The sequence below is a fragment of the Pseudomonas sp. FBCC-B1667 genome, from assembly GCF_059133255.1.
The window spans coordinates 3,115,888-3,134,429 of sequence record NZ_CP101437.1; the positions used below are offsets into that span (position 1 = coordinate 3,115,888).

Genomic DNA, 18,542 nt, shown 5'->3' on the forward strand with positions numbered 1-18,542 from the left:
GCTCCTGAACTGAACTCAAGCTTGGGTAAAGAGTTGGATAAAGAGATTGACCGGGACAACCCCCAGCGCGGCGCTGATGTTCAGCTCCCTGTTTTTTGTGACTGCGAGGCTGGAAAAAAGTCCCTTCAGATTTTCATCGGAGGAGGCGAACGGTAATTTGACCCGTGTATCGCCCCACAGCGGCGCATCAATCTGCGGTTGGGCACTGTTTTTCAGCAGTTCGGCGCAGCGTATCGGGACGATCACGATGGCGCGTTTTCCCTCCAGCTCGCGGGCAAATGCCAACACCCGATGAGCCTGACTGCCGACCACTTCAAGGGCCTGATAGCACCCTCGGGAAAACAGTTCGGCATGCTTGGCGCGCAGGTTCAGCACCTCGGCGATCAGCGTTTGCTTGATGCGCCCGTCACGCCAGTTGGACAACAGATCGGGCACCTCCGGTGTCGCTTGAAGGGCTCGCTCACGACGGGCGTAATCCACCGGCCGGCGGTTGTCCGGATCGACCAGGCTGAAGTCCCAGAAGTCGTTGCCCTGATAGAGGTCCGGCACCCCCGGCACGGTCATTCGCAGCAAGGTTTGCGCCAAGCCATTAATAGCACCGGAAGGGGCGATGGCCTGAACGGCTTTACCGAGGGCGGCGCGCAACAGTTCACCTTCGGGGGCCAGAAACAGGCGCTCGATAAACCTTTGCATTGCCTGCTCATAGGGTTCATTCGGCGCACTCCAGCTGCTTTGCAGTTTGGCTTCGCGCAGGGCTTTTTGTTGCCACTGCCAGAGGCGTTTAGCGTAATCCTCACGCGCCGGCTGATCGTCGATGTGCAGGGTCAACGGCCAGCTGCCGAGGATTGCCTGATACAAGATCAACTCATCGCCCGCCGACGGCATGTGATCATCGTCGCGCAGTGGTCGGGCAAGTGTGCGCCAGAGCGGGACTTGCTCGGCGTACCAGGCGCTGCGTTCGCTCAACACCGCCAGACGTGCGCGGGTGTCTTCGCCGCGTTTGTGGTCGTGGGTCGCCGTGGCCAGCAGGTTGTCCGGGAACGCAGTCAGACGCTGGGCGCAGGCCGCATGGAAATCCGACACCGGGGCGCTGAACTGTTCGGTGCTGAACCCCACGTCATTGCGCGACAGCAACACCGCCGAGCGATAGAACGCGGTGTCTTCAACGGCTTTGGCGGCGGCCGGCGACGTCAATTGCTGAAAGCGTACGCAGGCATGCTTGAGCAATTTGCGCGAGCGACCCACCGGACGCTTGCGCCACGGTTCGCCGCCGAGCCAGCCGGCCAGGCAATCGAGCACTGGCCAATCGGCTTCGCTGAGGGTGTGTCGTGCACCGTCCATGGCCTGCTGGAAAAACACATCGTCTTCAGCGGAGCGGCCACGGGGGCTGATGTACGTGCGGTACACCGGGAAGTGCACGATCAATTCCTGCAACGCCCGGCGGATCGCACCGAGGGTCAGGTCGCGGGTCATCAGGTCGTCACGGGCCACTTGCAGCAAAGCCTGGGCAACGCTTTCGAAATCACCGGCCAGCGAGCCATTGAGGATTTGCTGCCGCGCCAACTGCGCTTCCTGCTGGAAATCGGCCGGCCGTTCGCTGAAGCGCTGCCAGAGTTCGCCCAAGGTGTTCGCGCCGTGTGGATCGTGTTGCAACAGCGACAACTGGTTCATGAATTCGTAACCGGTGGTGCCGTCCACCGACCAGTCGCGGTGCAGGGTTTCGCCTTCGCCGAGGATCTTCTCGACGTAGATCGGCAAGTGCCGCCCCGGTGACAGTCTATCGACCCGGCGTCGCAGTTTGCGGCAGTAGCCACGAGGATCGGCAAGGCCGTCGATGTGGTCGATGCGCAGACCGTCCACCAACCCCTCAGCCACCAGTTCGAAGATTTTCGCGTGGGTGGCTTCGAACACGGCGGGGCGTTCGACGCGTAAGCCGCCCAGTTCGTTGACATCGAAAAAACGCCGCCAGTTGATGTCATCCGCCGCCGTGCGCCAGCTGGCCAGTCGATAACTCTGGCGTTCAAGCAGGGTGTGCAAACGCTGGAATCCGTCAGGTGTGAGCGAATCGTAAATGCCGAGGTGCTGTTCGATGGACTTGAGCAGCGCCTGATCGCTGGCCAGTTCGCGCAATTCGGCTTTCAGCGGCACCGCCAGGTTGTGTGCGTCGGTCTGGTAACTCAGGGTGGTGAAGCGCTCCGCCAGCGTCTTCAGCGGTTCGACCTCGGTGGGCAGCAACTCGCCGTAATTCATCGGGCAGATCGGGAAGCGGTGATCGTAATGCTGCACATAAAAGCTGCCATCCTGCGCATCGAAGCGCAGGGGCAAGGTGCCGTCTTGCAAGGCGATGCCGTAGTCGTTGCCGAGGAACGGTAGCAACAGCTGGCCTTCCATCAACGGGTCCGGCGAGTGCCACTGGATGTCGAAAAACTCGCCAAACGGACTCAGGCGCCCCCATTCCAGCAGGTCCAGCCACCACGGGTTGTCCGCGCCGCCGACGGCCATGTGGTTGGAGACGATGTCGAGGATCAGGCCCATCCCTTGTTCGCGCAGGGCACCGACCAGACGCCGCAGTGCGTCTTCGCCACCCAGTTCGGGATTGACGGTAGTCGGGTCCACCACGTCGTAGCCATGCATGGAGCCGGCGCGAGCCGCCAGCAGCGGCGAGGCATAGACGTGGCTGATGCCCAGACGGGCGAAATACGGCACCAGCGGCACCGCTTGATCAAGGGTGAAGCCTTTGTGAAATTGCAGCCGCAGGGTCGCTCGCGGCGCTCGGATAATCGGTGCCGTCATTGGTCACGCTCGCCCGCCTGAAGCCGCGCGCAGGCGAGCAATTCGAGGCGTCGGGCCGCGTCCGGGTCATCGAGCAAGGATTCGCTGTCGCCGGGCAGGCGTCGTGACCAGTTGGGGTGGGTGTCGATGGTGCCGGGCAGGTTCGCCTGCTGTTCAATGCCCAAGGCATCTTCAAGCGGCAGCAACACCAACGGCGCACGGGTATGCCCGAGGAAACGGACGCTGGCGTCGAGCACCTGATCGGTTTCATGGGACTCTTCGCGAAAGTTTTGCGGGTCCTCGCTCAACACCCGACGCAGGCCTTCGCGTTCGCGTTCGCGGTGTTGGCGCCACTCGATTTCGCCGCTGGCATCGGTCAGGCCGAGCCGGGCGTTCCAGTCGATGTCGCGGCCGTGCCACCAGCCATTGAGCGTCGGCAGGTCATGGGTGCTGGTGGTGGCCAGTGCGTTGTCCGGCCAGTCGAGAATAGGCTTGAAGTGTGCGTTGTCCTGTTCGAACAGCAACACGCGCATGCCGAGGATCGAACGTGCGATGAGTTTTTCCCGCAGGCCGTCCGGTACTGTGCCGAGGTCTTCACCCAGCACGATCGCTTGGTGACGGTGGGACTCAAGCGCGAGCAAACGCAGCAAGTCGTCGACCGGGTAATAAAGGTAGGCGCCATCGCGAGGCAGTGCGCCGTTGGGGATCACCCACAGCCGTTGCAGGCCCATGATGTGGTCGATCCGCAGGCCGCCAGCGTGGGCAAAATTGGCACGCAGCATTTCGATGAACGCGCGAAACCCGTTGCGCACCAGGCCTTCTGGCGAAAATGCAGAGATGCCCCAGCCCTGGCCGGTCCGGTTGAGAATGTCTGGCGGCGCGCCCACCGTCAGTGAGGCGAGCAATTCGTCCTGGCGGCTCCAGGCCTGACTGCCACCACCGTCAGCGCCCACGGCGAGGTCGGCGATCAGGCCGATGCTCATCCCGGCACTGCGGGCGGCAGCTTGCGCGCGCTCCAGGCAACGGGTAATCAACCACTGGCAAAAGGCGAAGAAGCCGATGCGGGCGGCGTTCTCTTCAGCGAATTCGGCCAGGGCAGCGCTGCGCGGGTCGCGCCATTGTTCGGGCCACTCGCGCCAATCGAGGCTTTCACCCTTGGCGGCGCGGACTTCTTGAAGGGCTTCGAAGCGGCAATGATTTTCCAGTGCTTCGCCCGAGGCATGGCGGAAGCTGCTGAAGTCTTCATGCAAGGGATGTTCACCGTGGACGAAGCCTTCGTACAACGCCTGCAAGATGCGGTGTTTGGCTTGCGCAGCCACGGGCCAGTCAATCAGCGGGCGCGCTTCAAGCTGTTGCAATTCTGCGGCCAGCCCGGTGGTGTCAATCGCCGCACGCATCGCGCGCTCGCCGAGGATGGCGCCGGGTGCAGCGTAAAGGCTGTTGAGAAACAAACGACTGGAGGGCGAGTAAGGGCTGTAGCGCTGTGTGTCGCTGCCGAACATGGCGTGCAACGGACTGATCGCCAACGCCTCGGCGCCGCGTTCGCCAGCCACCCGTGCGAGGTCTTCCAGCGCCTGGGTGTCGCCAAAACCGCCATCGCCGGCACGTCGCAGGGAATACAGCTGCACGCTCAGGCCCCAGGTGCGCGGGATGGGATTGTCGACCGCGTCGCCGACGCTGTAGCAGCGCTCGGGCGCCACCGCCAGGGTGAAGGATTGCCCGTCGATGCTGACGTGCTGGTAGCCGACCGGAACCAGCCCTGGCAGCACGGCGTGTGCATCGAGCTTCAGGTACATCTTAGAGCCGTCTTCGAGGTGAATGTCGCAGGGGGTTTCGGGCTCAAAGTACCGCGCCAGATCGAGCCCGGCTCCGACATCGACCGTTAACAACGGCGGTAGGCGGTGGGTCTGTTGGACGGCTTGCAGTTCCTGCAGGCTCGCGTCGATTTCCTGGGCGCTGCCGGCTGGGTGGCCAAGGCCGGTAAGTACGGCGCGCAGCACCGATGGGCCGACTTTTTGCGGGCGGCCATTGGCGTCGATCCAGTCGACGGCCAGGCCTGCGCGGCTGGCCAGTATTTCAAGTTGCGCATCGCTCATTGGCGCTCTCCATCCGGGGGTAGCAAAGGGGCTGCGGCCATGAGGCTGACTAGCACGCAATACGGGGCGAGTTTGCCCTCGTGCAACAGGCCCGCCGAGTGGGGCGGGTGTTCGAACAGCAATACTGTGTCGGCCTGTGGGGTGTGGACCACTGGCGTGTCGCTGAGGTTCAGGTCAATGCGCAGCTCACTGCCGTCGCCCAGCCGCCAGCGCGCAGTCACTGCTGCATGGCCGAGCACGTCGGCGCCCAGTGCCTGAGTGCCGGGCAGGCGAGGGATGAGGTGTTGATGGCGCAGCTGCAGCAGGCGGCGATACAGGTCGTGAATGGCCGGCAGTGCGCTGGCCCCCAGCTTGGGTTGCGATGCGGCGAAGGTCTGAGGCGCGTTCGGGTCCGGAATCTGTTCGCGTTTGTGCGGATCGGCAAAGGCGCTGAACGCCGCGAACTCGTTGCGTCGACCTTCGCGCACCAACTCGGCGAGTTCACCGTGGTGGCTGGTGAAAAACAGAAACGGGGCCTGCGCGGCGAATTCGTCGCCCATGAACATCAGCGGGATCATCGGCGACAACAGCAGCAGTGTGGTGGCCGCGTAGAGCGCATCGGGGGGAGTCAGTTGGTGCAGTCGTTCACCTAACGCGCGGTTGCCGATCTGGTCATGGTTTTGCAGAAACAGCACGAACGCGGTCGGCGGCAAGTGACCACTGGGTTCACCTCGCGGCGTGCCGTGGCGATTGAGATGGCCCTGAAACACAAAGCCCTGGCTCAGGCAGCGGGCCAGTTGTTCGGTGGGCTGCTCGGCGTAATCGGCGTAGTAGGCGTCGGTTTCACCGGTCAGCAACACATGCAGGGCGTTGTGGCCGTCATCGTTCCACTGCGCATCGAATCCTTTTTCCAGCAGGCTCGCCTCATTGTGTTCGTTTTCCACCATCAGCCACACATGACGCGAGGGTTCGGTTTGCTGGCGAACCCGTTGCGCGAGTTCTTCAAGGAAGTCAGGGCTTTCAATGGCGTGCACCGCGTCCAGGCGCAAGCCGTCGAAGCGATACTCCAGCACCCACATCAATGCGTTGTCGATGAAGAAATCCCGTACTTCACGCTGACGGAAGTCGATGGCCGCGCCCCACGGCGTGTGTTTGTCCTCGCGGAAAAAGCTCTTGGCGTAGTGGTGCAGGTAATTGCCGTCCGGGCCGAAGTGGTTGTAAACCACGTCGAGAATCACCGCCAGGCCGAGGCCGTGGGCGGTGTCGATCAGGTGCTTGAGTTGCTCGGGCGAGCCATAGGACGCCTGGGGGGCGTAAGGCAAGACGCCGTCGTAACCCCAATTGCGTTCACCGGGGAATTGCGCCAGCGGCATCAGCTCAATGGCGGTGATGCCGAGTTCGACGAGGCGCGACAAGTGTTGTTCAACGGCACTGAAACCGCCGAGCACACCGACGTGCAGCTCGTAGATGACCGCCTCGTTCCATGGCCGGCCCTGCCAGGTGTTGTGTTGCCATCGATAAGCCAACGGATCGACCACTACACTGTGGCTGCCGATATCGCCGTCTTGCGCGCGGGAGGCCGGGTCCGGCACCTCCAGCTCGCCATCGATGTTGTAACGGTAGCGGGTGCCCGCGGGGCAGCGGGTCTTGATCACGAACCAGCCATTACCTTGGGGCAATAGCGGCAAGGATTGTCCATTTTCCAGTTCGACACTGACGTAAAACGCATCCGGCGCCCACAACGCAAAACGCGTGTGCTCTGCGTCCAGCATGATTGCGCCGTGGGGCCAGGTCTCAAGGGTCCGTAACGGCATCGTTGAAAACCTCTTACTGTCGGCCTGATTTGCCCAAGGCCTTGGCCACAAGTTGTTCGTAGAGTTCGGCGTAGGGTTCCACTGCCTTGCACCAGTTGAACGGCGCGGCCATGGCCCGACACCGCATGGCGTGGAGCAGGTCGGGGAAGGCGAACACCTTGAACGCACGGCTCAGGGCTTCCTGGTAACTCTCGACCGTGGATTCATCGAAAAGAAAACCGGTCACGCCGTTTTCAATGGTGTCAGCCAGGCCACCAGTGTTGCGGGCGACCGGCAACGAGCCGAAGCGCTGGGCGTACATCTGGCTCAGGCCGCAGGGTTCGTAACGCGAGGGCATTAACAGAAAATCGCTGCCGGCGAACATGCGTCGGGCGTCGGTTTCGTTGAAGCCGATGCGCACGCCGATTTGCCCTGGAAAACGCAGGGCCAGTTCACGCATCGCTTGTTCTTCTTCCGGTTCGCCACGGCCGATGATTGCAATCTGGCCGCCGGATTTGACGATGTACTCGGAGACCGCTTCGGTCAGGTCCAGGCCTTTTTGATAAACCAGGCGCGAGACCACCGCAAACAATGGACCTTCGGAATCGGCCAGGCCGAATAGCTCGCGCACATGCGCGGCGTTCACTGCTTTGCCGTCCCAATCACCGATGCTGAACGGGCGGAACAGGTGCGTATCAGTGGCTGCATCCCAGCTTTCATCAATGCCGTTCGGGATGCCGCTGAGCAAGCCTTGTTGGGTCTTGGCGGCGAGGAAGCCATCGAGGCCACAGCCGAAGGCCGGCGTGGTGATTTCCTGGGCATAGGTGGCGCTGACGGTGGTGATGTGGCTCGAATAGGCCATGCCGGCCTTGAGGAACGACATCTTGCCGTAGAACTCCATGCCTTCCTGTTGCAGGGCGTGCGCGGGAATCCCCAGTTCAGGGCAGGAACCGAGGCTGGTCACGCCTTGATAGGCCAGGTTGTGGATGGTGAACAGGGTCGGGGTGCGCTGCCCACGCCAGTGCATGTACGCGGGCGCCAGGCCCGCCGGCCAGTCATGGGCGTGCACCAGATCCGGGCACCAGTGAATTTGTGCAAGATTGGCGGCGATATCGGCGGCTGCCAGGCCCAGGCGGGCGAAACGAATGTGGTTGTCCGGCCAGTCGCGGCCATTGTTGGCGCCGTAGGGTGAACCTTCGCGCTCGTAGAGTTCGGGGCAGATCAACACGTAAATGACCAGACCGTCCGGCATGTCCATGCGTCCGATCTTGCAGGGCGGGAGCGCAGCGTGCCCACCCAGTTCACCAATGATGTGGATCGGGTTTTCGCTGTGCAGCACTTGCGGGTATCCGGGAATCAGGACCCGTACATCATGCAACTGCGCCATGGCCCGTGGCAGCGCGGCGGAGACGTCGCCCAAGCCGCCGGTCTTGACCAGGTCGGCAATCTCGGACGTCACGAACAACACTTTCTTTCTATTTGGATTCTGACTGGCAGCCGGTGCCAGCGTCTTGGTTCCCGGGACGCTGATGGATTGCGCGCTCGGTGCATTGACGGCGCTCGATTCGCCGACCTGCTGATGAGCACGCTCTCCCTGAATATCTAAAGCCGCACTAATCATATGAATCTCCCGTGGTGTTGATCTAAAGCTTAGGTCTGGCACAAACGGTGTGGCCAATTCCTGTGGCCGGGCGCAGACGCGCACGCATCGTGGCAAATGCTGCCCAATGCGGTGAAGCAGATGGGTTGGAGGGGCCGTTGCAAGGAATGCACCAGTCGCGTTGGCCCTACCTTTAACCTGACCCATGGCCAAGCCTGAAAGTTTCGAGTTTTTTACCGCCAGATGACCGACCGGTTTTACCTCGCGAAAATGAGTCTAGGCCAGATCCTAGAGCGGGGCGGGTCAAGTGGTGAAATTGTTCGACAATCAGTTTCAAGAGGGTAAAAGAACCCGGCGCGAAGGGGGGAACGCACCGACGAAGGGCAGGTTTATTTTTGATGATGGGTCAAAACGGGACCGGCAAGTCACGAAGATGGGCGGGTTGAGAGGGCTGGGCGCACTGTTGTGGTGCGGTTGCATGAGGATGTTGGGGGGGGCTAATGGCCCTTTCGCGAGCAAGCCCGCTCCCACATCTGATCTCTGGTGTACTCAGGACCCATGTGGCAGCGGCCTCGCTCGCGAAGAACGATAACTCGGTATCAGGTGAACAACCGAATGGGTTCACCCGCCGACCACGCCTTAATGTCTTCGATCATCTGCGAAAAGAACAGCTGGTAGTTCTGCCGACTCACATACCCGACATGCGGCGTCGCCAGCACATTCTCCAGCGTCCTGAACGGATGATGTTCAGGCAGAGGCTCCACATCAAACACATCCAGTGCCGCACCGGCCAAGCGATTTTTCTGCAAGGCCTTGATCAGCGCCGCTTCATCCACAATCGGCCCACGAGCCGTATTGACCAGCAGCGCTGTGGGTTTCATCCAGTCCAGCGCCTGGGCATCGACCAGGCCACGGCTGCGATCACTGAGGACCAGATGCACCGACAGCACGTCGGCCTGCTCGAACAGTTCCTGCTTGCTGACATAGGTCACGCCGACTTCGGCAGCCACTTCAGATGTCAGGTTCTCACTCCAGGCAATCACCCGCATGCCGAATACTTGCCCGAACTGGGCGACGCGCTTGCCGATGCTGCCGAGTCCGAGGATGGCTAAGGTTTTGCCGTGCAGATCACCGCCCAGGCCTTGCTGCCATTGACCCGCGCGCAACGCGTTGGCTTCGACGACGAGGTTGCGGGTGGCGGCCATGATCAGCGCCCAGGTCAGCTCCGGCGCGGCGTGTTTGTAGCTGTCGGTGCCGCAAACCTGAATCCCCAACGCGGCGGCCGCCTTCAAATCCAGCGCCGCATTACGCATGCCGCCGGTCACCAGCAGCTTGAGTTTCGGCAACCGACGCAGCAGGTCCTCATCGAACCGGGTGCGTTCGCGCATCACGCAAATCACCTCGTAGGCACCCAAACGCTCGGCCAGGGTTTTGTTGTCAGCCGGGTAGTCATGCACAAAACTCACCTCGCCAACGCTGTCCAGCACCGACCAGTCCACTACGTCGCGCGCGACGTCCTGCCAGTCATCGATTACCGCAATCTGCACCGCCATCAGCCTTACCTCATCAACGAACGGGGTTGGTTTTGTTCAGCCAGTCGAGCAAGGCCTTGTGAAATTGCGCCGGCTCTTCCATTTGTGGTGCGTGGCCCATGCCGGGAAATTCAACCAGGGTCGACTGCGGAATCAGTTGTGCCACTTGTTTGCCGAGCACGTCGTAGTGACCGAGCTTCGACTTGACCTCGGGCGAGGCGATGTCGCTGCCGATGGCCGTGGTGTCGGAGGTCCCGATCAGCAACAGCGTCGGCATCTTCAGGTCTTTGAATTCGTAGTACACCGGTTGAGTGAAGATCATGTCGTAGATCAGCGCCGAGTTCCACGCGACCTGCGTATGCCCCGGGCCTTTGTTCAGGCCGGCCAGCATGTCGACCCAACGATCGAATTCCGGCTTCCAGCGGCCACCATAATAGGTGTTGCGCTCATAGGTGCGGATGCCGTCGGCGTTGAGTTTCAACTCACGTTCGTACCATTGATCGACGGTGCGATACGGCACGCCTAGGGCTTTCCAGTCTTCCAGGCCGATAGGGTTGACCAGTGCCAGTTGCTCGACTTGTTCTGGGTATTGCAGTGCATAGCGGGTGGCGAGCATGCCGCCGGTGGAATGGCCGAGGATGCTGGCTTTCTGGATGCCCAAGGCTTTGAGCAGTTGTTGGGTGTTGGTCGCCAGTTGCTGAAAACTGTATTGATAATTGTCGGGCTTACTGGAAGTGCAGAAACCGATCTGGTCCGGGGCGATGACTCGGTAGCCGGCCTCGCTGAGGGATTTGATCGAACTGTCCCAGGTCGCGCCGCAGAAATTCTTGCCATGCATCAGCACCACGCTGCGGCCATTGGCCTTGCCATGGGCGGCGACGTCCATGTAACCCATTTGCAAGGATTTGCCTTGGGATTCAAAGGCAAAGTGCTTGACGGTGTAGGGGTAATCGAAGCCCTGTAGTTCCGGGCCATACTCCGGACCTTCGGCGTGGGCCAGGCTAGGCAACGCGGCGGTCAGCAGCAGGCAGGGCAACCAGCGGGAAGGAGGCATAGGTTTACTCCATGGAAATACGGCGATGCTGGAAGGGCGCGATTACGGCGACATTAATCGATCCGGCATAAAAACAGCCCCAATGGGAGCGAGGAAGCCCGCTCCCACAGGATGTCTTTAACCTATCCAACCGAGGGTCGCCAAAGCCAGCACGCCATAACGTGCGCCCTTGGCCAGGGTCACAATCAGCAGAAACCGCCCCAAGGGTTCGCGCATGACGCCGGCCACCAGCGTCAGCGGGTCACCGATGATCGGCACCCAGCTCAGCAGCAAAGACCAATGGCCGTAGCGCTGATAGTGCTGTCGGGCCTGTTCCAGATGACGAGGGCTGACCGGAAACCAGCGCCGATTGCGAAACCGTTCGATGCCGCGTCCCAGCCACCAATTCACCAGCGAGCCCAGCACGTTACCCAAGGTGGCGACGGCCAGCAGTGACCACAGCCAATATTTTTCGCTGAGCAACAGCCCCACCAGCACCGCTTCGGACTGTAGCGGCAGCAACGTCGCAGCACCGAACGCGGCGAGAAACAGCCCAAGGTACGCGCCGGACATCAATGGGCGGGGTAGTCCGCCACCACGACATCAGTGCCGTCTTTCTTCAGGCCGATCACTTGGTAGGCATCGCTCATGCCATCCATTTCCATCCCGGGCGAGCCCATGGGCATGCCTGGGGCGGCAACGCCCAGCAGGTCGTCACGCTTGCTCAACGCCAGCACCTGATCCGCCGGTACATGGCCTTCGACAAACTTGCCGTTGATCAACGCGGTGTGGCACGACGCCAGACGCGGCGGTACGCCGTGCTGTTGCTTGAATTCGCTCATGTTGGTTTCGACGTGGTCTTCTACCTTGAAACCGTTGGCTTGAAGGTGACTGATCCATTTTTTGCAACAGCCACAGTTGGCGTCGCGATGGACTTCGATGGGGATCAGGTCAGCGGCCTGAGCCAGGGAGGAAATAAAAAGGACGCTCAAGGCGGCCAGACGCAGAGGGGTTCGCATGGGAAGGTCTCGACTCGGTGGCGGTCAAAAAAAGAGGCATTTTGACCAGTTTAGCCACGGATTAGGGACGAGATTGTTTCCAAGTGATGCAGAGTTAATGCAGACACTGCAGAACCCTGTGGGAGCGAGCATGCTCGCGATAGCGTCATGTCAGTCGGCATCACTGTTTAATGACACACCGCAATCGCGAGCAAGCTCGCTCCCACAGGTTTTGCTCCAGGCTTCAGGTAATCAACGAACCTTGAACCGCCCCATGATCGAACTGACGCGTGCATTGGCATCCACCAGTTGCCGGGTATTCAGCTCGCTGGCCTGACCGCTTTTCACCAGTTCATCCACCATATGACGAATCTGCACCATGCTGCGGTTGATCTCTTCGGTCACCGCACTTTGCTGCGAGGCGGCGGTGGCGATTTGAGTGCTCAGGCCGTTGATGTGGCTGACGGAACCGGCCATTTCATCCAGGCCGGAGTTGACCCGTGCTGTCGCGTCGGCGGCGGACTGGCAACTGGCCTGGGTGTTTTCCATCGCAGCAACCGACGAACTGACGCCCTGGGTCAGGCGCGTAAGCATTTCATTGATTTCCGAGGTGCTGGCCTGGGTGCGGCCGGCGAGGGCGCGGACTTCATCGGCGACCACCGCAAAACCCCGACCTTGTTCCCCGGCACGGGCCGCCTCGATGGCGGCGTTCAATGCAAGCAAGTTGGTTTGCCCAGCGATGGCGCCAATTACCCCGAGAATCTCGGTGATGCGTTGCGCGTCCTGCTGCATGCTTTCGACTTTGTGGGTGGCGCTGGCCACTTCCTCGATCAGCGCAACCACGCTGCTCGACGCTTCGCCCACCACCACGCGCGAACGGTCAGCGTTTTCGTTGGCACGTTTGGTGAAGGCTGCCGTCTCGGCGGCATTTTGCGCGACGCTTTCAGCGGTCGAACTCATCTCGGTAATGGCGGTGACGGTTTGATCGGTTTCCGAAGCATGACGCACCAGAATCTGACTGGTATGGGCCGAGGTGCGTTGCAGATTGTCCAGGCTCGACGCCATGGCGCCGGTGGCCTGGGTCACTTCACCGATCATGTTCTGCAAGTAGACGATAAACGCATTGACCGAATAGCCGATGGCGCCCAGTTCGTCCTCGGCGCGGATGGTGATGCGCTTGGTCAGATCCGCATCGCCCGCAGACAGCGCGTCGATGTTGGCCTTGAGGATTTTGAGACGCAGGACCAGTTGGCGAATCGCGTAGATCTGCAACAGCCCTAGCAGGATCACCATTGGTATTTGCAACAGGCTCAGGGTGCTGAGCACGTCGTCGCGCTGGGCGGTGATCAGTTTGCTCGGCAGGGCGGTAGCGAGGAACCACGGCGAGCCTTCGATGGGGCGCATGAAGAAAGTGCTGTCTACCCCGTTGTTGTCGAATTCCACGCGCTGCGACTGGTCACGGTTTTGCAGGCCGGCTTTTACCTGACTGGCAAAGGGTGAGCTGCTCGCCAGTTCACTGATGTTTTTCAGGACGATGGGCCCGCTGATGCGCGAACTGTTGCTGATGATCTTGCCGTCGGCTTCGACGATCAACATCTCGGCGCCAAGGTCTTTTTCTTTTTGCGCGATCAAGTCATTGAAGAAGCCCAGCGTCACGTCGATGGTCGACACGCCGTACGCCACGCCATTTTTCAGAATGGCCATGGCGCAGTTGGTGCGGGGCTCGGCACTGGCGTCATCTTTATAAGCTGCCGCCCAGGCACATTGGCCACGTGGCGTTTGCATGCCGCCCTTGTACCAGGCCTGGTCATAGTAGTTCGGCGCAGCGTCACTGTTCCAGAACGTATTGACTGCCAGTTTGCCCGAGGCGTCGCGGTGCCAGAAGGTGCTGAATTTGTTGCGCCCGGCTTCACGTTGGCCGGGCAACGGCCAGATCCCGCCGCCAAAGACTTTCAATTCACCGTACTGATCCACCAAGCCCGGCAACACCGTGTCGATACCCGCGCTGTCGAGCAACGGAATGGTTTGGGTGATGCTGCGTTGCTGCGCCTGAACCTTGTTCAGTTCGCCCTGAATTTGCCGGGCGACGTCGGCGATGCGATTGAGGGCCACCTGTTCTTCGGTATGGCGCAGTTTCGGCGCGACCAACTGGCTGATGCCGACCACCGTCAGCACAAACAGCAACAGGATAAACAGGACCAGAAACAGCGTGTAGCGAGCCTGGATCGAACGGAATGTGGGCATGGGACCGGTCCTTGTGTGCAGCACTTTTATTATTAGGTTTGGATGGGGCGTCGGTGCTTCAGCGGGTTATCGGCTTGCGCAGGGATAGCTTGAGGTACGATCGTCCAAGAAACGGGCATCGGCAGTAGAAAGAGCGTCAACTCCAAGGCGCTTATAGGTGTGGCCCGTTCGGAGGAGCGGGCCAGGCACCGTTACTAGCGGTCGAGCAACTTCATGACTTCCTCGGGGTAACGCAAGCCTGCGGTGGCATGGGCGGGGAATATCGCTTCCAGCGCTTTCAGTTCATCTGCGCTAAGTTTCACCTCCAATGCCTCGACGTTTTCTTCCAGGTATTTGCGCTGTTTTGTGCCGGGGATCGGGATCAGGTAGTCACCTTGTGCCAGCACCCAAGCCAACGCCAATTGGCCTGCTGTCACGCCTTTCTTTGCGGCCAGCGCCTGTACTTGCTGCACCAGCAACAGATTCTTCGCAAAGTTTTCCCCTTGAAAGCGTGGACTGAAACGACGGTAATCATCCGCCGCAAAGTCGTCCGGGCTTTTCAGCGCTCCCGTCAGAAAGCCACGCCCCAGCGGGCTGTAGGGCACAAACGCCACGCCCAGTCGCTGGCACGCGGCCAGGCAGCCGTTCTCTTCCTGGTCGCGGCTCCACAACGAATATTCACTTTGCAGCGCGCTGATGGGGTGCACCTTTTGCGCTCGTTCCAGCGTGGCAACGGAAGCCTCGCTCAAGCCCAGGTAACGTACCTTGCCGGCCTTCACCAGTTCGGCCATGGCCCCGACGGTTTCTTCGATGGCCACCTGCGGGTCGATCCGATGTTGGTAATACAAGTCCAGGGTGTCGATGCCCAGGCGTTTGAGCGTGCCGTCGATGGAGGCATGAATGTAGTCCGGGCGGCCATTTACGCCCCGTGCGGTGGGGTTGGAAGGATCGCGAACAATGCCGAACTTGCTCGCCAGGAATACTTGGTTGCGTCTGCCGATTATGGCCTTGCCGATCAATTCTTCATTGGTGTGCGGGCCGTACATGTCCGCGGTGTCAAGCAGGTTGATCCCCAGCTCGAGCGCCCGGTGGAGGGTGGCAGTGGCCTCGCGGGTGTCCACGCCGGTGGTGTAGAAATCGGTCATGCCCATGCAGCCCAGGCCGATGGCGGAAACCTGCGGGCCGTTTTTGCCCAATTGACGTGTTTGCATGAAATCAACTCCCTGTGGTGTGAGCGCACAGTGTCGACCTCGACAGAAACAAGATAAACCGGCTAAAACTGCTATCACTGTTCGTATTTTCTAAATAATCCTCGGGGTTGCCAGACCAATGGACCGTTTTAACGCCATGCGCGTGTTTACCCGAATCGTCGAACTGGGCGGGTTTGCCAAAGCGGCAGACAGCCTGCAATTACCCCGCGCCTCGGTCACTGTCTTGATCAAGCAGCTTGAATCGCATCTGGGGGTACAGCTACTGCAACGCACCACGAGACAGATCAGCCTGACCCTCGACGGCGCGGCCTTTTACCCGCGTTGTGTGCGGCTATTGGCAGACCTTGAAGAGACTGAGGCGGTGTTTTCCGCCGCTCGACACAATCCCAAAGGGTTGTTGCGGGTGGACATGCCGGCAGGCATTGGGCGCTTGATCGTGATTCCCGCGTTGCCGGCGTTCACCCGACGTTATCCCTTGATCGAACTGGAAATCGGTCTGAACGACCGTCCAGTTGATCTGATCCGCGAGGGCGTCGATTGCGTGTTGCGCGGCGGCGCCGCGCTGGATGATTCATTGGTGGCGCGTCCGTTGGTCATGCTGGATCAGGTGACGTGTGCCAGCCCTGACTACTTGCAACGCCATGGAACGCCTCAGTGTCTGGCAGACCTCGAAGGTCACCGGATGGTGGAGTATTTCTCCGCCGCCACCGGTAAGCGATTTGGATTGGAATTCCAGGTTGATGATGACGTTCAACTCATGGATTTGCCCAAACAGATAGCGGTCAACAGTGCCGACGGTTACCTGGCCGCGTGCGAGGCGGGGTACGGATTGATTCAGACCCCGTATTACCACGTTGCCCGTCAGCTCGACGAAGGCCGTTTGTGTGAAGTGCTCGCAAAAGTGCCGCCACCAGTGATGCCGCTGACGGCGCTGTATCCGCCTCACCGCCAGTTGTCCCCGCGGGTGAGGGTGTTTGTCGACTGGCTGGTGGAGCTTTGCGCGCAGCCGGGTCTTGACGTTCACAGGAGAAGGTCAAGCGGCTGAGCAGGTGCTGTCCAATGCCCTGACGTTGCGCTGCAAGTTATCGTGCAACTGTTGCATGTCAGGGCAATGCAGAGAGAGGTGACGCGGCTGCGCCCCTCGGTGAAACAGCGCAAACCAACCGTTACTGTGCAGGGCGGGCATCAATCCACTGAAGGTGAAACCCAGTATCGTCAAACGATGCAGGTCCTCGACGAAGTGGCGTGACAGCTCGACTTTCGCCGAAATCAGCCAATGGCCGGGCAAACTCCGGAGTTGATCCAGCAATGCGTCGCTCAAGCGCTGAATGACAACGACGTGGCGTTGGTAGTGTTGCCTGATTTGCAGCGGCATCGGTGCTGGCAACGCCGTGGCCCGATAAGTCCCGAACACATCGCATAAGCGTTGCATAAGCCTGCGACAACTTTCAGGCCATTGAATGTCGGGCAACGGGCGTCTATGCCCCTCAGCCAGATAACAGCCGATCACAATGGTTTCCAGCAGCGGCGTGGTGAGCGGGGACGGCGCGTAGTCAGGAAGCAAACCCGTGCTGTGAAAGCCGATGCTGTGGGCCATACGTTGTGTATGGGAATGGTGCGTGACTTGTTTGATCAAGACGTTCTTGTTCTGTTGTGCATTCGCCTGCAACAACAATCTTCGTCCCAATTGTGTCGCGATACGCTGCCCTCTCGCCGCGGGGTGGACCACGCTAAGGGCCAGCTCAGGTGTGTCCGACAACAAGTCACGGCATAACGCGGCATGCCCCAGCACGCGTTCACCGTCGACCGCCAGCATCGAGAACCATTGGCCGTCGGCATTTTGCTGACTGATCATGTTCGGCAGATAAACGTCTGGTCGAGGGTAATATTCTCCGTAGATCTGGCGAAACAACTGGCTTACGGCGGCTGCATCCCCCGGCTGGTAGCGACGATAAACGAGTGCCGACATCACGCAAGCTCCGTTGACGGCGAGCCATACTCGCGCAAGTCCAGGACGCGCATCTGTTTGCCTGAGCGTGGATGAAGGTTCAAATCGGTGATTGCACAGGACGCTACGCGCAATTCCATCAACCCTTGGCGATTCAGCTGACCAAGGCCGGGATAATGGGCGGCCAGCGCATCATGCAGCGCACTGCAAAGGTGGACGGTGTCGGTGGATGGCATGGAAGGCACCCACTTCACTGTCACGAGGTCTTTGACGCCCTCTTGCTCGATCACCAACTGCCATTGATCGCTGCCGGCGATGCGCTGCACGATCAACACGATTTCATCAATCAGCAAAGACAATGTCCCTACCCGAACCCGTTGACTGTGGGCACTGCGCCCCTTGAGTGTGAATTTGCGCATCGGCGTGGCGCTTGGCTCGCGCCAGCAAGCGCGGTCACCCACGGGATACCGCAGCAGGGGCATAAGCCGGCGCGTCAGGCTGGTGACCACCAGCAAACCGGTACGGTCACACTCTTCGATGGCTTCGCCGGTGTGTTCATCGACAATTTCCAGCAGTGTGTAAGGTTCAAACGTCCGATGCTCGCCCAAGGCACAGTCACGGCTACTGGCCCCGATCAGGCCGGCATCGACGCTGGCGTAGCCGGCGGAAGCGATGCGCGCGTTGGGGAGTACTGTCTTGAGAATGGCGATGTGCGCGGGGAACAGACTTTCGCCGCCGTACAGCAGCGTATCGACGCCGCACAGTACACGTTGATGGCGACCCAGGTAGGCGGCAAATTGCAACAACTGGGCGGGTACGCCGGCCAGCACGTTGATCCGATGCTGATCTACGGCATCAGCCAGTACGTCCATGTCGACATTGCCCGTGAAGGGAAACTCGCAAATCGAGTGTGTGACGTGGGCGAGTGAGTCGTGGAAGAACACGAAGCTGGCGTAAAGATCACCGGAAAAAAACAGATTGGCGACTCGGTCGCCGTTCTTCAGTTGAGAGGAAATGCTGTGTGCAAATGGGGTGACCAATGTCTGCCATTCAGTGGGGGTATAAACGCTAAGTTTGCCGTGACTGGTCGAGCCCCCGGTTTTAAACACCAGGCCATCGTTCATGTGTCCTGTGAGCACGGGCCAATTATTCAAGTCGTGACTGTCTGCCCAATATTCATCCGCGTTTATTAATGGCAGCGCTTTCAAGGTAACTTCGCCCACGGGCAAGTCTTGCAGATGTTTGCGGTAAAAGTTCGAATGCTGCCTTATGAAGGGCACGAGTTGTTCAAGCGAATAAATGGAATTCACGGGGCTCACTTTTTATCAGGCATGTCTACGGTTAAAAGACAGGGTGT

The 18,542-nt window shown here is 60.3% G+C and carries 13 protein-coding genes; 1 reads left to right on the plus strand and 12 read right to left on the minus strand.

Going from position 1 to position 18,542, the window contains the following annotated elements:
* Positions 1-15: 15 nt before the first annotated feature.
* The 10 genes from NL116_RS14140 to NL116_RS14185 all read right to left on the minus strand — a co-directional run bounded on the left by NL116_RS14140 (position 16) and on the right by NL116_RS14185 (position 15,237).
* Positions 16-2,793: a malto-oligosyltrehalose synthase gene (locus tag NL116_RS14140; RefSeq protein WP_494377703.1), complete on the minus strand. Its 2,778-nt coding sequence runs from the start codon at positions 2,791-2,793 to the stop codon at positions 16-18.
* Positions 2,790-4,868: a 4-alpha-glucanotransferase gene (gene malQ / locus NL116_RS14145; protein ID WP_494377704.1), complete on the minus strand. Its 2,079-nt coding sequence runs from the start codon at positions 4,866-4,868 to the stop codon at positions 2,790-2,792. Before malQ ends, NL116_RS14140 begins: the two co-directional genes overlap by 4 nt.
* Positions 4,865-6,661, minus strand: a complete 1,797-nt coding sequence (gene treZ, locus NL116_RS14150) for a malto-oligosyltrehalose trehalohydrolase (RefSeq protein WP_494377705.1) — start codon at positions 6,659-6,661, stop codon at positions 4,865-4,867. Before treZ ends, malQ begins: the two co-directional genes overlap by 4 nt.
* A 13-nt stretch (positions 6,662-6,674) precedes the next feature.
* The gene (gene glgA / locus NL116_RS14155; RefSeq protein WP_494377706.1) at positions 6,675-8,261 is read right to left on the minus strand and encodes a glycogen synthase GlgA; all 1,587 of its coding nucleotides are present in this window, start codon (positions 8,259-8,261) and stop codon (positions 6,675-6,677) included.
* 578 nt (positions 8,262-8,839) lie between these two features.
* The gene (locus NL116_RS14160; RefSeq protein WP_494377707.1) at positions 8,840-9,793 is read right to left on the minus strand and encodes a D-2-hydroxyacid dehydrogenase family protein; all 954 of its coding nucleotides are present in this window, start codon (positions 9,791-9,793) and stop codon (positions 8,840-8,842) included.
* 13 nt (positions 9,794-9,806) lie between these two features.
* Entirely contained in the window at positions 9,807-10,826 is a 1,020-nt protein-coding gene (locus NL116_RS14165; RefSeq protein ID WP_494377708.1) for an alpha/beta fold hydrolase, read from the minus strand.
* Between the two features lie 117 nt (positions 10,827-10,943).
* Positions 10,944-11,378 carry a YqaA family protein gene (locus tag NL116_RS14170; RefSeq protein WP_494377709.1) on the minus strand — a complete coding sequence of 145 codons (435 nt, stop codon included), beginning with the start codon at positions 11,376-11,378 and terminating at the stop codon, positions 10,944-10,946.
* A complete protein-coding gene (locus tag NL116_RS14175) occupies positions 11,378-11,824 on the minus strand; it encodes a DUF411 domain-containing protein (protein WP_494377710.1) in 447 nt (148 codons plus the stop codon). Before NL116_RS14175 ends, NL116_RS14170 begins: the two co-directional genes overlap by 1 nt.
* Before the next feature lie 231 nt (positions 11,825-12,055).
* Positions 12,056-14,047: a methyl-accepting chemotaxis protein gene (locus tag NL116_RS14180; RefSeq protein WP_494377711.1), complete on the minus strand. Its 1,992-nt coding sequence runs from the start codon at positions 14,045-14,047 to the stop codon at positions 12,056-12,058.
* A 194-nt stretch (positions 14,048-14,241) separates the two neighbouring features.
* Positions 14,242-15,237, minus strand: coding sequence for an aldo/keto reductase (locus tag NL116_RS14185; protein WP_494377712.1), 996 nt, complete (start codon positions 15,235-15,237; stop codon positions 14,242-14,244).
* 118 nt (positions 15,238-15,355) lie between these two features.
* On the opposite strand from NL116_RS14185, the gene NL116_RS14190 reads away from it, so the two are divergent.
* Positions 15,356-16,282, plus strand: coding sequence for a LysR family transcriptional regulator (locus tag NL116_RS14190; protein ID WP_494377713.1), 927 nt, complete (start codon positions 15,356-15,358; stop codon positions 16,280-16,282).
* Here the strand turns inward: NL116_RS14190 and NL116_RS14195 are convergent.
* Both NL116_RS14195 and NL116_RS14200 read right to left on the minus strand, forming a co-directional pair.
* On the minus strand, positions 16,271-17,206 hold the full coding sequence (locus NL116_RS14195; protein ID WP_494377714.1) for a GNAT family N-acetyltransferase: 936 nt from the start codon (positions 17,204-17,206) through the stop codon (positions 16,271-16,273). The genes NL116_RS14190 and NL116_RS14195 overlap by 12 nt on opposite strands.
* Complete coding sequence (locus tag NL116_RS14200) at positions 17,206-18,495, minus strand: phenylacetate--CoA ligase family protein (protein ID WP_494377715.1); 1,290 nt, start codon at positions 18,493-18,495, stop codon at positions 17,206-17,208. The genes NL116_RS14195 and NL116_RS14200 overlap by 1 nt, the downstream gene beginning before the upstream one ends.
* Between the last annotated feature and the right edge of the window lie 47 nt (positions 18,496-18,542).

Coding starts and splice junctions, on each gene's coding strand:
- NL116_RS14140 (WP_494377703.1), bottom strand. CDS start 2,793: ATGACGGCACCGATTATCCGAGCGCCGCGAGCGACCCTGCGGCTGCAA.
- malQ (WP_494377704.1), bottom strand. CDS start 4,868: ATGAGCGATGCGCAACTTGAAATACTGGCCAGCCGCGCAGGCCTGGCC.
- treZ (WP_494377705.1), bottom strand. CDS start 6,661: ATGCCGTTACGGACCCTTGAGACCTGGCCCCACGGCGCAATCATGCTG.
- glgA (WP_494377706.1), bottom strand. CDS start 8,261: ATGATTAGTGCGGCTTTAGATATTCAGGGAGAGCGTGCTCATCAGCAG.
- NL116_RS14160 (WP_494377707.1), bottom strand. CDS start 9,793: ATGGCGGTGCAGATTGCGGTAATCGATGACTGGCAGGACGTCGCGCGC.
- NL116_RS14165 (WP_494377708.1), bottom strand. CDS start 10,826: ATGCCTCCTTCCCGCTGGTTGCCCTGCCTGCTGCTGACCGCCGCGTTG.
- NL116_RS14170 (WP_494377709.1), bottom strand. CDS start 11,378: ATGTCCGGCGCGTACCTTGGGCTGTTTCTCGCCGCGTTCGGTGCTGCG.
- NL116_RS14175 (WP_494377710.1), bottom strand. CDS start 11,824: ATGCGAACCCCTCTGCGTCTGGCCGCCTTGAGCGTCCTTTTTATTTCC.
- NL116_RS14180 (WP_494377711.1), bottom strand. CDS start 14,047: ATGCCCACATTCCGTTCGATCCAGGCTCGCTACACGCTGTTTCTGGTC.
- NL116_RS14185 (WP_494377712.1), bottom strand. CDS start 15,237: ATGCAAACACGTCAATTGGGCAAAAACGGCCCGCAGGTTTCCGCCATC.
- NL116_RS14190 (WP_494377713.1), top strand. CDS start 15,356: ATGGACCGTTTTAACGCCATGCGCGTGTTTACCCGAATCGTCGAACTG.
- NL116_RS14195 (WP_494377714.1), bottom strand. CDS start 17,206: ATGTCGGCACTCGTTTATCGTCGCTACCAGCCGGGGGATGCAGCCGCC.